Origin of the sequence: Streptomyces sp. NPDC088706 (assembly GCF_044752765.1) — a bacterium.
In the GTDB taxonomy this organism is placed as follows: Bacteria; Actinomycetota; Actinomycetes; order Streptomycetales; family Streptomycetaceae; genus Streptomyces.
This window is the reverse complement of sequence record NZ_JBIVLW010000004.1, coordinates 392,217-405,512: the sequence shown is the minus strand read 5'-3', so window position 1 is coordinate 405,512 and position 13,296 is coordinate 392,217. Positions and strand designations below refer to the sequence as shown.

The 13,296-nt window shown below is 74.1% G+C and carries 7 protein-coding genes; 1 reads left to right on the top strand and 6 read right to left on the bottom strand.

Going from position 1 to position 13,296, the window contains the following annotated elements:
* Nucleotides 1–125: 125 nt before the first annotated feature.
* On the bottom strand, nucleotides 126–1,712 hold the full coding sequence (guaA, locus tag ACIQAK_RS15020; RefSeq protein WP_366390867.1) for a glutamine-hydrolyzing GMP synthase: 1,587 nt from the start codon (nucleotides 1,710–1,712) through the stop codon (nucleotides 126–128).
* A 321-nt stretch (nucleotides 1,713–2,033) separates the two neighbouring features.
* Here guaA and ACIQAK_RS15015 point away from each other — a divergent pair, with 321 nt between their 5' ends.
* Nucleotides 2,034–2,351: a chorismate mutase gene (locus ACIQAK_RS15015; protein WP_366390866.1), complete on the top strand. Its 318-nt coding sequence runs from the start codon at nucleotides 2,034–2,036 to the stop codon at nucleotides 2,349–2,351.
* A 402-nt stretch (nucleotides 2,352–2,753) separates the two neighbouring features.
* Here the strand turns inward: ACIQAK_RS15015 and ACIQAK_RS15010 are convergent, their stop codons facing one another.
* The 5 genes from ACIQAK_RS15010 to ACIQAK_RS14990 form a co-directional block, all read right to left on the bottom strand.
* Nucleotides 2,754–4,451 carry a peptidase gene (locus ACIQAK_RS15010; RefSeq protein WP_366390865.1) on the bottom strand — a complete coding sequence of 566 codons (1,698 nt, stop codon included), beginning with the start codon at nucleotides 4,449–4,451 and terminating at the stop codon, nucleotides 2,754–2,756.
* A 116-nt stretch (nucleotides 4,452–4,567) separates the two neighbouring features.
* A complete protein-coding gene (locus ACIQAK_RS15005; protein WP_366390864.1) occupies nucleotides 4,568–6,448 on the bottom strand; it encodes a GMC family oxidoreductase in 1,881 nt (626 codons plus the stop codon).
* Between the two features lie 66 nt (nucleotides 6,449–6,514).
* Nucleotides 6,515–8,131 carry a succinic semialdehyde dehydrogenase gene (locus ACIQAK_RS15000; RefSeq protein ID WP_366390863.1) on the bottom strand — a complete coding sequence of 539 codons (1,617 nt, stop codon included), beginning with the start codon at nucleotides 8,129–8,131 and terminating at the stop codon, nucleotides 6,515–6,517.
* A 171-nt stretch (nucleotides 8,132–8,302) separates the two neighbouring features.
* Nucleotides 8,303–9,952, bottom strand: coding sequence for a serine/threonine-protein kinase (locus tag ACIQAK_RS14995; RefSeq protein ID WP_366390862.1), 1,650 nt, complete (start codon nucleotides 9,950–9,952; stop codon nucleotides 8,303–8,305).
* A gap of 143 nt (nucleotides 9,953–10,095) precedes the next feature.
* Complete coding sequence (locus tag ACIQAK_RS14990; protein WP_366390861.1) at nucleotides 10,096–13,185, bottom strand: protein kinase; 3,090 nt, start codon at nucleotides 13,183–13,185, stop codon at nucleotides 10,096–10,098.
* Nucleotides 13,186–13,296: the final 111 nt, after the last annotated feature.

Below are 13,296 nucleotides of genomic sequence, written 5' to 3'. Positions count from 1 at the left end.
TTGCTCCCATACGCCGAAGTCTCGTCTCTTCACTCAGCGTACCCAGCCGATGCGACAATGCCGCCGCCCAAACGAATGAGCGACGGCATCGGCGTTGACCCAGGGGTTCACACGAACCCAGGAGGTCACTCCCACTCGATCGTCCCCGGCGGCTTGCTCGTCACGTCGAGGACCACGCGGTTGACGTCGGCGACCTCGTTGGTGATGCGGGTGGAGATCTTCGCCAGCGTCTCGTACGGCAGGCGCGACCAGTCCGCTGTCATGGCGTCCTCGGAGGAGACCGGGCGCAGCACGATCGGGTGGCCGTAGGTACGGCCGTCGCCCTGGACGCCGACCGAGCGGACGTCGGCGAGGAGGACCACCGGGCACTGCCAGATGTCGCGGTCCAGGCCGGCCGCCGTCAGCTCCTCGCGGGCGATGGCGTCGGCCTCGCGGAGCAGGTCCAGGCGGTGCTCGGTGACCTCGCCGACGATGCGGATGCCGAGGCCGGGGCCGGGGAACGGCTGGCGCTGGACGATGTCCTCGGGGAGGCCGAGCTCCTGGCCGACCATCCGGACCTCGTCCTTGAACAGCTGGCGCAGCGGCTCGACGAGCTGGAACTCGATGTCGTCGGGGAGGCCGCCCACGTTGTGGTGGGACTTGATGTTGGCGGTGCCGGTGCCGCCGCCGGACTCGACGACGTCCGGGTAGAGCGTGCCCTGGACCAGGAAGGCGACCTCGGGGCCGTCCTCCTGGAGGATCTCCAGCTGGGCCTGCTCGAAGACGCGGATGAACTCGCGGCCGATGATCTTCCGCTTCTGCTCCGGGTCGGAGACTCCGGCCAGGGCGTCGAGGAAGCGCTTCTGAGCGTCGACCACCTTGAGCTTCGCGCCGGTCGCGGCGACGAAGTCCTTCTCGACCTGCTCGGTCTCGCCCTTGCGCATCAGACCGTGGTCGACGTAGACGCAGGTGAGCTGCGAGCCGATGGCCTTCTGGACGAGTGCCGCGGCGACCGCGGAGTCCACGCCGCCGGAGAGGCCGCAGATGGCGCGCTTGTCGCCGACCTGCTCGCGGATGAGCGCGACCTGCTCCTCGACCACGTTGGTGGTGGTCCAGTTCGGCTCGATGCCCGCGCCGCGGTAGAGGAAGTGCTCCAGGACCTGCTGGCCGTGGGTCGAGTGCATGACCTCCGGGTGGTACTGCACCCCGTACAGCTTCTTCTCGTCGTTCTCGAAGGCGGCGACCGGGACCACGTCCGTGGAGGCGGTCACGGTGAAGCCCTCGGGCGCCGCCGAGCAGGCGTCGCCGTGCGACATCCACACCGGCTGCTCGGTGGGCGTGCCCTCGAAGAGCGTCGAACCCGCCTTGGTGACGTGCAGCGGGGTGCGGCCGTACTCACGGGCCCCGTTGTCGTCGACCGTGCCGCCGAGGGTGGTCGCCATCAGCTGGAAGCCGTAGCACATGCCGAAGACGGGGACCCCGGCCTCGAAGAGCGAGCGGTCCAGGGAGGGGGCGCCCTGCGCGTAGACCGACGACGGGCCGCCGGAGAGGATGATCGCGCGGGGGTTCCTGGCCAGCATCTCGGCCACCGGCATGGTGGACGGGACGATCTCGCTGTAGACCCGGGCCTCACGGACACGGCGGGCGATGAGCTGGGCGTACTGCGCGCCGAAGTCGACGACGAGGACCACGTCGGCCGTGGCGTCGGGGGCGGCGGGGGGTGCTGCTGGCACGGGGCGGCCTTCCGGCGGTGGTGAAGGGGGTCGGTCCCACCAATTCTACCGGCCGTGCGCGAACCCTCCGCCGGGCCGCCGTCTCACGATCCGGGCGCCGCCTTGGTGGCGGCGCCGGGCCGGGGCCATACTGTCCTCATGCGTCAGCACACGATCTTCGTCTTTACCTATGGCATCCGGTCCGCCGGCTGCCATGGTCGTGCTGCTTGAGCTACTGACGAGCAACGTTCCAGGCGCCCCGGGCCGACAGGCCCGGGGCGTCTCGCGTGTCCGGGTCCCGCTCGCCCCCGGGAGGCCGTCACCTCACCAGGAGTCACCACCGTGAGCAACACCACCACCAGCACCACCACCCCCACCGCCACCCCCGCTGAGCGGACCGGCGCGCACACCGACGACGCCGCCACCCTGATCGGCGACGCCCGCGAGCGCATCGACGCGCTCGACGACCGCATCATCGGCCTCGTCCAGGAACGGATGGCCGTCTCGGCGGTCATCCAGGAGGCCCGGATCACCTCCGGTGGCCGCCGGGTCAACCTCTCCCGCGAGACGGCCGTGCTCAGCCGTTACCGGGACGCGCTGGGCAGGCCGGGCACCGCGCTGGCGATGACGCTGCTGGAGCTCTCCCGGGGCCGGGTGTGAGCCGCGCCGGTTCCGCGTCCGGCGCCGGCGGGACCGTAGCCGCGTCCGGCGCCGGAGGGACCGTAGCCGCGTCCGGCGCCGGAGGGACCGTATCCGCGTTCGGTCCCCGTCTCACCCGTACGGCGCGTGACCGGGACCACCGCGCCTTCGTTGGTCCCGGTGTCCGTGCCAACCAGGGGCGGCATCGGTAGAAAACCACGCGTGGCTACGCCGGGACGTGTGACGTACCGCAGGTACGTCGTGGGACCACGTCCCGGCGCAAGTGACCGGTCCGCAGGGGACAGCGGCCCGGTCACCCCATGTGCGGCCGTACCCGGGGACGCCCGGGTCGGTCGCATCGGGACGTACCCCGGGGCGGAGGCCGTTCCCCCTCCCCCCCTCCCTCACCTTCCGCTCCCGCTCTCAGACCCGCCGGCGCCGCCCGGCCAGCGCGCACAGCACCATGCCCGCCGTCAGCGCCGTGATCGCCGCGGCCGAGGCGGTCAGGACGGTCGACGATCCGGTGGCGGCCAGACTGCCGCCGTTCCCGGTGGCACCGCTCCCCGGGGCCCTGGGCGTGCCCGTGCCCGCCGCTCCCCCAGCCGTCCCGGGAGTGGCCGCGGCGGACCCGGTCGCCCCCTGGCCGGCATCGGGTCCTGTGGTAGGAGCGGGCGACGGGCCGCGGCTCTCCCCGTTCAGCACCACCCGTGCCGTGTTGTTCCCCGGCTTCGGGTCGAACGGCAGCCCAGGCGCCCGGAGTGCTGGACCTCGCACCGTCACCCCGCCGACCGCGCCGATCAGCACCGTGTCGATGCGCAGCCGGAAGGAGAGGTCCAGCCCACCGCCGTCGCGGACGGTCGCCGAGGCCGGGCAGACGTAACGCGGCGCGGGGGCCTGCCGCTCCTCGCGGTACGCGCCTTCGGCGGTCACCCCCCGGCACCCCCGCGGCGCGGAGGTCACCGTCGTGCCCGGCGGGACGGTGAAGTCCACAGCGGCGACGCTCGCGCCGGAGGGGAGGTGGCCGATCCAGGCCGGGCCGGCGTTGCGGAAGCCGAGGTCCGCCGTGACCGTGGCACCCGCGGGCCCGGACGCCTCGTCCCCGTACGCCGTGAAGTCGGCCGTGTTCGCCGTACGGAAGTGGGCCTCCTGCTCGTTGTCGCCCGGTTCGAGGTCCACGCCCCGGGTGGCCGCGCCCTTCGTCAGCGGTAGGGCCCTGAGCACCGCGCCCGCCCCGGGCTCGGGGCGGGCGGCGCTCGCGCGCCGGACCTCGTCGGCCTCGTGGATGCCGTACCGGAAGAGGTCGCGGTAGGCCCGGGTCGTGGCCTCCAGGGTCAGCGGGGCGGCCAGGGTGTACGTCGCGCCCGCCTCGAAGGCGCCCTCGACGGAGCAGCGGGCCGTGGTCCAGGCCTCGTCCGTGGTGTAGGCGCAGTTGGAGTAGCGCTGCGGGATGTCCAGGCCGCGGGTGTGCCGCAGGGTGAGGACGACGCCCTCGGCCGCGCGGCTGCCCCGGTTGGTGAAGGTGATCGGCGCCTGCTGCTTCCGGCCGGGGGTGAGTTCGTGGTCGAAGGTGAGCTTCCGCATCACGAGGTCGGGGCCGCCGACCGTGACCCGGGTGGTGAAGGGGGCGAAGGCCGCGCCCCCGGTCTCGCCGGTGACCCTGATCGTGCCGGAGTCGCCCTGCTCGCTGCCCTGGGCCGCGCCGATGAGCAGGTCGGTGACGGTGGCGCGGCCGGCCGGCAGGCCGTGGCCCGTACAGACGGCGGCCCGGGCCCCGGCGGTCTCGCACTCCACCCCGGGCCGCTCGTCGAAGCTGACGCCGGCGACGCCCGCGACGCCGGTCAGGTCGAAGGTGACGGTGAATTCGCCCTCATAGCCCTCGCCGGCCGGGGTGGTGACCGCGATCCCGGCCGTGGACCGCTTCGGCTCGCCGCCGTCCTCCGCGTACGGGTGCAGGGCCGTCCCGGCCGGGCCGCCCAGCGCGAACACCGGGTCGGCGGCCCGTGCCGGGTCGGCGGCGGCGACGGCGGCCACGGTGAGCGGACCGGCGGCGAGCAGCAGGGCGGTGGCGGCGAGGCCACCGGCCCGGCGGAGCGGCGCGGTTCGCGGGGAGAAGCGTGTCATCGCGGACCTCTGGGACTCGGCAGGAGCTGGACGACTGCGGCGACGCGATCAGGCGTTCGACCCCGCAGCGTACGGGGTCGGACGCACAGCTCTCCGATGTGCGGCCCGCGCTGCGGTCACGGATTGGGTACGGGGGTGTTCCCGACGCCCTCCACGTCCGCTCCGGCCTCCACGGTCCCCTTCGGCGGCACGACGGGGATCCCGAGGAACGGCAGCTTCAGCGCGCCGAACGCGTCCCCCGGCACGGTCGGCGCCAGCGGCTCTACGGGGGTGAGGCGTTCGTAGGGCGCGCCCTGCTCCGGGCGCGGGTCCGCCTCGCCCTTGTTGGGCCACAACGACATGGCGCGCTCGGCCTGCGCGGTGATCGTCAGCGAGGGGTTGACGCCGAGGTTGGCGGAGACCGCCGAGCCGTCGACGACGCTGATGCCGGGGTGGCCGTAGAGGCGGTGGTACGGGTCGATGACGCCCTCCTGCGCGCTCGCGCCGATCGGGCAGCCGCCGAGGAAGTGGGCGGTGAGCGGGGTGCCCATCAGCTCGCCGACGTTGGAGCCGGCGAAGCCGTTGATCTCCTCGGCGAGCAGGGTCGCGCCGCGGGTCGCCTCCGGGATCTGGGTCGGGTTCGGCGCGCCGTGGCCCTGTCGGGCGGTGAGCAGGCCCTTCCCGATGCCGCCCGGCTTGCGGTACGTCGTCAGGGAGTTGTCCAGCGACTGCATGACGAGCCCGATGATCGTGCGCTCGGACCACCGGCGGTTGGAGAGCGAACGGGCGGCGAGGGTGGGGTGCTTGGCCATGTTGGCGAGCCAGCCGAGCACCCGGCGGCCGCCGTAGGGGACCTGGAGGATCGACATCGCGCCCATGGCGTTGGAGCCCTTGCCGTACCGGACGGGCTCGATGTGGGTGTTGTCGTCCGGGTGGATGGAGGAGGTGATGGCGACACCCTGGGAGAAGTCGGCCTTCGCTGTGCCGTGCTTCTTGCGGTAGCGGCGGTCGCTGGTCTGCGATCCCACCAGCGCCTCGGAGTTGGTACGGGTCAGCTCGCCGAGCTTCGCGGAGAGCCGGGGCAGCAGGCCGCGGTCCTTCATGGTGTGCAGCAGGGTCTGGGTGCCGTACGTGCCCGCCGCGACGACGACCTTGCGGGCGCGCAGCCTGGTGGGCCTGGCCTTGCGGCGGCGGTCGGTGGGGACGGTGAGGACCCGGTAGCCGCCGTCGGGGTCGTCGGTGACGGCGACGACGGAGGTCATCGGGTGGATGACGGCTCCGGCCTGCTCGGCGAGGTGGAGGTAGTTCTCGTTGAGGGTGTTCTTCGCGCCGTGGCGGCACCCCGTCATGCACTCGCCGCACTCGGCGCAGGCCCGGCGGGCGGGGCCGGCGCCGCCGAAGTACGGGTCGGGGACGGTTTCGCCGGGCTTGGCCTTCGCGGTGCCGTCGGCGTCCTTGCCGTCGCCGAAGAAGACGCCGACCGGGGCCATGTGGAAGGAGTCCCCGACGCCCATCGCCTCGGCGGCCGCCTTGAGGTGGATGTCGGAAGGGGTCATGGTCGGGTTGAGGCGGACCCCGAGCATCCGGCGGGCCTGGTCGTAGTACGGCTTCAGTTCGTCCTGCCAGTCGGTGATCGAGGCCCACTGGCGGTCCTCGAAGAACGGGGCCGGCGGCACGTACAACGTGTTGGCGTAGTTGAGCGAGCCGCCCCCGACCCCGGCGCCCGCGAGCACCATGACATTGCCGAGCAGGTGGACGCGCTGGATGCCGAAGAGGCCCAGCGCCGGGGCCCAGAGGTAGTTCTTCAGGTCCCAGGAGGTCTTGGGGAGCGTGCCGGGGGTGAAGCGGCGGCCCGCCTCCAGGATGCCGACCCGGTACCCCTTCTCCGTCAGCCGCAGGGCGGACACCGCGCCCCCGAAGCCCGAGCCGACGACCAGGACGTCGTAGTCGTACGCGGCGTCGTCCTCGGCCGGAACCGGGCTCACGGACTGATTCTGGGCAGGGCTGTCCTGGGACATGGCGCTCCTCGGTACGGAATCGGGACGAAAAGGGCGGAGTGCTCCTACGGCGTCGGTGGCCGGCGCTCAGCGCAGCCGGAACGCCTTCATCGCCTTGAGGCTGCGGGTCATGAACGCGGCGTACTTCTCGTCGTCCATGCCGAAGGCCGGGGCCAGCGGGATCAGCCGCTGCTGGGCGACGGTCTGGGCCTCGGTGTACTTGAGGATGCCCTCGGAGCCGTGCCGCCGGCCGAGGCCGGAGTCCTTCATGCCGCCCATCGGGGACTGGACGCTGCCGTAGGCGGGGGCATACCCCTCGTTGATGTTGACGGTGCCGGTCCGCAGCCGGGCGGCGACCTCGTGGCCGCGCCTGGAGTCGGTGGTCCAGACACTGGAGTTGAGGCCGTAGGGGGTGGCGTTGGCCAGCGCGATCACCTCGTCCTCGTCGCTGAAGCGGTAGATGGAGACGACCGGGCCGAAGGTCTCCTCGGTGCAGACGGCCATCGGCGCCTCCACGCCGTCGAGGATGGTCGGCTCGTAGAAGAGCGGTCCGATGTCGGGGCGGGCGACCCCGCCCGCGACGAGCGTGGCGCCCTTCTCGACCGCCTCGGCGACATGCCGGCTCACCGTCTCCAGCTGGCGCTCCCCGACGAGGGAGCCCATGTCGGCGCCGTACGCGAGGGAGGTGCCGAGTCGCATGGCCTTCGTCCGGGTGGCGAACCGCTCGACGAAGTCGTCGGCGACCGATTCGTGGACGTAGAGCCGCTCGATGGAGATGCAGAGCTGTCCGGCGGAGGAGAAGCAGGCGCGGACGGCGCCGTGCGCGGCCTTCTCCACGTCGGCGTCCTCAAGGACGAGCATGGCGTTCTTGCCGCCCAGCTCCAGGGAGACCCCGACCAGGCGGGATGCGGCGCCGACCGCCACCTCGCGGCCGGTGCGGGTGGAGCCGGTGAAGGAGACGTAGTCGGCGCGGCCGACGACCTCGGGGCCGACGACGGGCCCCTCGCCCAGCACGACCTGGAAGACCTCGGCGGGCAGTCCGGCCTCGATGAGCAGGTCACGGGCCCACAGCGCGGTCAGCGCGGTCTCCGTGTCGGGCTTCATCACGACGGCGTTGCCGGAGACGAAGGCGGGCAGCGCGTCGCCCACCGACAGCTCGAAGGGGTAGTTCCAGGGCGCGATCTGGCCGATGACCCCGCGCGGCTGGCGCAGCTCGGTGACCTTGGTGAGCGTCGGGACGACACCGGTGTGGCGGCGGGGCTTGAGATAGGCGACGGCCTTGCGCCCGTAGTGGCGGGCGGCGACGGCGACGGCCTGCACCTCCTCGTGGGCGTGCAGGCGGGCCTTGCCGGTCTCCAGCTGGATGAGGTCGAGCACCTCGGACTGGCGGCCGAGGACGAGGTCGTGGAAGCGCAGCAGGACGGCGGCCCGCTGCCGTACGGGAGTGGCGGCCCAGGCGGGCTGGGCGGCGCGGGCCCGGTCGAAGGCGGTGGCGACGTCCTCGGGCGTGGACTCGGGCAGGTCGGCCAGCTTCTCCCCGGTGAACGGTGAGTGGTTGGCGGTGCAGCCCGATCCGACGACGCCGCGGGTCAGCTGGGCGATCACCTCGGGGGTGACCACGTCGGCGGCCGTGCGCACGCCGGCGGGGGCGACCGCGACGGGGTTCGTACCGAGAGGGGCGTCAGGGGCCTGCGAGTCCGTCATGAGGCCGAGAGTATGTCCAGCCGAACACTTTGGGTACCCGTCGGTAACAGTTTTTCACAGGACCCGCCACTCGTCCGGAACCACCGCTGCGACCGAGCCAGTGATCGCTGGCGACATAACCGCTGATCAGTGGCTATCCGGCAGACCGGGCGGCCGTGACTCGGCGGCCGGTCAGTTCTGCGAGCCCGGTGCCCGCCAGCTGCGCAGCATGATGTCGAACTGCTCGCGGCTGGTCTCCCAGCCCTCCTGCGGGGCCGTCAGGTAGAGGGCGTACTCCGGGCCGCCGGGACCGCCGTAGTACATCTGGTCGATCCCGTGGCGGGGGCCGGCGTGGTCCTTGGTCTCGTTCCAGGTGAACTCCCAGAGCGAGCCGGGCCGGTCGCGGAAGGTGTTCTTCTCCAGCCTGATCCGCTGGTAGCCGGGCAGCCGGTCCGCCAGCTGCTCCTCCATGTTCCGCATGTGCGGATACGGCTCGTCGAAGTCCGGGTCCGGGTCGACACTGATGCGGATGCGGTGGGCGCCGCCGTCCGGGGTGTAGTCGATCTGCCCGTTGCGCACCTCGCGCTTCCAGTCCTTCGGTACGACCAGGCTGAAGCCCGCCGGGTCCTCGACCCGGTGCCAGCCGTCGGGTATCCCGGACGCGGGCGCGGTGGGGGCCGGAGTCGTCCGCGGGCCGGAGGGCTCGGCGGGGGCGGTGGCCGTACGGCCGTCGGCCGCGGCGCCCTCCCCGTACTTCATCGCGGCCAGCCCGGCCGCGCCCCCCAGGACCGCCGCGGCGACGACCACGACGAGCACCGTGCGCCACGGGGAGCCGCCGCGCCGGACGACGGGGGCGGAGGTGGGGCCGGCGGCGGGGGCGGCGGGAGTCGTCGCGGAGGGGGCCGGACCGGGGAGCCGAGCCGTGGCACCGTCCGCGCCCACGTACCCGGTCCGGGCCTCCGCCGGGACCCGCTGGGTCGGTACGTGCGCCTGGGCCGAGCGCGGCTCGCGGCCCTCCATGGCGTCCAGCAGCAGCTGCTCGGTCTCGGCGGCCATGGGACGGTCGGCCGGGTCCTTGCGGAGCAGGGCGGTGATGACGGGGCCGAGGGGACCGGCGTTGACGGGCGCGGGCGGTTCCTCGGTGACGACGGCCTGCATGGTGGATATCGGGGACGTCCGGCGGAAGGGCGAGCGCCCCTCCACCGCGGTGTACAGCGTCGCGCCCAGCGACCAGAGGTCGGAGGCGGGCCCGGGGTCGCCGCCGCGTACCCGTTCGGGCGCCAGGTAGTCGATCGAGCCGACCAGTTCACCGGTCCGGGTGATGGTGGAGTCGCCTTCGATCGCGGCGATCCCGAAGTCCGTGAGGAGCACCTGCCCGTCGCGGGCCAGCAGGACGTTGCCGGGCTTGACGTCGCGGTGCAGCACCCCGGCCCCGTGGGCGGCGCGCAGCGCGCTCAGGACGTGGAGGCCGATCCGGGCCGCCTCGCGCGGGGCGATGTCGCCGCTCTCCCTGGCCTGGTCGGCGAGCGAGGGCCCGTCGACGTACTGCATGACGATCCAGGGGCGTTTGTCGTACTCGATCACATCGTGGACGGTGACGACACCGGGGTGCGTGATGCGGGCCGCCGCGCGCGCCTCCTTCTGGGTGCGGGCGTGCAGGACGAGCCGGTCGGCCTCGGCGACGTACAGCCCGGCGGTCAGCTCCTTGACGGCGACCGTGCGGTGCAGCACCTCGTCGTGCGCGCGCCAGACCTTGCCCATGCCCCCGCGGCCCAGCACCTCGCCCAGCCGGTAACGCCCCGCCAGCACCAGTCCCGCGTCCGTGCCCTGTGATCGATCCACGTCTGTCCCCGCCCCGTTCCTCGGCTTGCCAGGTTACGGAGCGGGGACGGCGGGACGGAACCGGGAATCGCCCACGAGACCGCACTGTGATGGTTGTCGGCACCGCACAACGGCTGTGGCGCGCAGGGGCCGATGACGCGCGGTCAGGCGTTCACCCGGTACGAGGCGATGGCCTGCTGGTAGATCTCGGTGACCTTGTCGCGGTCGCTCTCGGGGCCGATGACCTGGACGATGTGGTAGCGGCCGTCGACGATCATGGCCAGGTTGCGGACGTAGACCTCACGCCCGGCGCTGTCCTGCCAGGTGAACTGCCCCTCGGCCATGGCCTGTCGGCCGACGTCGACCCGGCGCAGACCGGACGAGGTGGACCAGCTGGAGTCCCGGAACGGCTGGAGTTCGGGCTGCTTGTTCCGCTGGTAGTCCAGCGGATCGCCGCCGCCCGCCTTCACGGTGTCCCGGCCGGGCACCACCAGGAGCGTGAACCCGTCGCTGCTGTAACGGATCTGACGGTCCGCGTTGGCGGGGCTGCGCTGCCAGTCCTTCGGTACGCCGATCTCGAACCCCTCCGCGTCCTTGCGGAGCACATAGCCGGGGGCGAGCGCGACGGCGGAGCGGCTGGTCTGCGGCTGCTCGGAGCCGCCGGGGTCGGTGCTCGCCCCGCCGGTGGGGGTGGGCGCCCCGGACGCGGTGCCGGGCGGGGTGGGGGCGGCGGAGCCCGTCGGCTGTCCCGGAGCGCCGGTCTCGCCGCCCGGCTCCTGCTTCGGCATGAACATGAAGGCGTACGTGATGGCCGCGGCCATCAGCAGCAGGACGAGGACCAGCAGCAGCCGGCCGAGGTGGCGCGGCGAGCGCCCGTCGCGCGGCCGGGCGGGCTCGCGCAGCACCCTGGGCCCCTTGGGCTCGCGCGGTGCGCGGGAGGGGCGGGGCTCCCAGGCGTCGACGGGGTGGGCTCGGCTCTGCTCGGGACCGGGGGGCAGCAGCGACTCGTGCCGCTGCGGCGGTCGGCGCAGGTCCTGGTGTTCGGCGGCGCGCTGCCGCTCCAGCTGCTGCCGCTTGCCCTGCCGGTGGCGGCCGTGCGCCGCCCCGCCGCCGAACCGGCCCCGGCGCCTGCGGACCAGCTCGCCCCGGCGGCGTACGACGGGGAGCCGGGTGGCGTCGGGTGCGGGCAGCGGGACCACGTCGGCGCCCGCCTCCGGCTCGGGGGCGGACCGCACCAGCGAGCGCAGCCAGCCGCGCAGCTCCTCGAAGTCCGGCCGCTCGGTGGGGTCCTGGCGCAGCAGCGACTCGACGACCGGCCGCAGCGCCCCGCACTCCTCGGCGAAGGCGGGCGGTTCGGCGCAGACCAGCTGGACGAGCTCGGCCGTGCTCTCCTCGGGGTAGGGGGCGTGGCCCTGGACGGCGCGGTAGAGCAGCGCGCCGAGCGCCCACAGGTCGGTGGAGGGGCCGATGGGGGGCGCGAGCTGCCAGTTGTCGTGGACCGGACCGGCCTGTTCCGGTGCCCAGCGCTCGGTGACGGGCCCGACGACCGCGATCCGCGCCTGCCGGGCACGCTCGGCGGCGAGCGGGGTGGCCGGACCCCGGTAGACGGTGACCTTGCGGCTGTCCGCGACGGCCTCCTCCCAGGTGCTGGAGGGAGCCCGCTCGGCCGGGACACGGGAGGCGGGGGAGGCCTGGCCGGGGCGGCGGGAGGCCTGGCCGGGGCGGCGGGAGTCGGCGCGCAGCGCGTCCTGGCCGGAACCGCCGGCGGGGACGGAGCGCCCGGCGCCGGGGCCGTCGTCCCAGGTGCCGGCGAGGTGGACGCGGCGGCCGGACAGCCGGGGACCCTCCTCGTCGTCCTCGTCGTCATCCTCGTCGTAGGGGTCCTCGGGCGGGCTGCCCCAGGGGCCGGTCAGCCGGGGTCCCGGGAGGCCGGCGGAGCTGGGGGCGGTGGGGCCGGAGCCGGGGGCGGTGGGGCCGGGGGCGGCGGAGCCGGGCTCGGGGCCGTCGGGCGCGGAGGCATCGGCACCGGGCGTGTCGGGAAGGGCGCCGAACCCCGGGCCGGTGGCCGGGCGTTGCACGGGGAGGGCGCCGGTCGCCTCTTCCCGCGCCCCCTCGGCCGACGGGCCCGGGTTCTCCTCGAAGAGGTTCGCGGGGGCGCTCCCGGCGGCCTGCTGGCGGTCCTCGGCGACCCGGGCGGCGGCGCGGGCACCGGCGCGGTAGGCGGCGATCGCCCCGGCGCGGGCGGCCCGCAGCTGGGCGGCGCTCGCGGCTCCCGGCTCGGCGGGCGGCCTGGGAGCGGCGGTGTAGGGCACGGCGGGCGTGGCGGGACGCGGAACGAGCTCCTGGCCACCGGGTGTGCCGTACGCCCCCGGCGCCCCGGGGGCCTCGGACGCCCGATCCTCGCCCTGGTCCGGGCGGTGGGCGTACCCCTGCGGCGGCTGCGCCCGCACGTACGGCGGTACGAGCGGGAGCTCCTGGCTGTCGTGGCTCCGGGCGGGCGGCAGCGGGTAGGCGCCGCGCCCGTCCGGCAGCTCCCCCGGCCCGTCGGTCCCGACCGCCTCGACCACCGGTATCCCCAGCGTGTCGCCGGTGTCGCCGGTCCCGGGCGCCTCGTAGGCCGCGTGCCCCCCGTACGTCTCCTCCGCCACCGGCTCGTCGTCGGGCAGCGGCTCGGGGGCGTAACCGCAGAGCGCCTCCTCGGCGGCGCCCGCCGCCAGGCCGGTGAGCATCACGCGGCCGTCGTCGCAGACCAGGACCGTGCGGACGGTGATGTTGCGGTGGGTCCAGCCGTGCGCGTGGAGCACCCGCAGGGCGGTGAGCACGTCGGAGCCGATCTCGGCGGCCCGGTAGGGGTTCAGGGGGCGTTCGGCGAGGAGGGCGGCGAGCGGGCGGGCCGCGACGAGCTCACTGACTATCCAGAGCGAACCGGCCTCCGCGAACACGTCGAAGACCTGGTCGAGCCGGGGGTGGTCGGGCACCTGGGCGGCGGCCTGCGCGGCCTCGATCGCCCGCCGGACCGCGGGGTCCGTGCTGCGCCGCACCGCCCGCCCGGTGGTGCGCCCGCCCGCCGGCGACCGGCCGTCGGCGTCGAGCACCTCGGCGTCCACGATCTCCGGCAGCGGCACCTGGCGGACCAGGACCTCCTGCCCGCTGTAGGTGTCGAACGCCCGGGTCTCGACCAGTTCGTACCCGTCGGACGGGGGCAGCGGAAGGCGGTAGCGGTCGGCAAGCACCCGACCCGCGTAGTCGTCCACGACGCCTCCCCAGAGCGCGCTGTTCCCCGGCCATCTGTCCCGTACGAATCAGTCAGTTGTGGTCATCCGGCGGGCAATTGCCCCACTCTTCCGGCTGCGTACGGTCTCCGT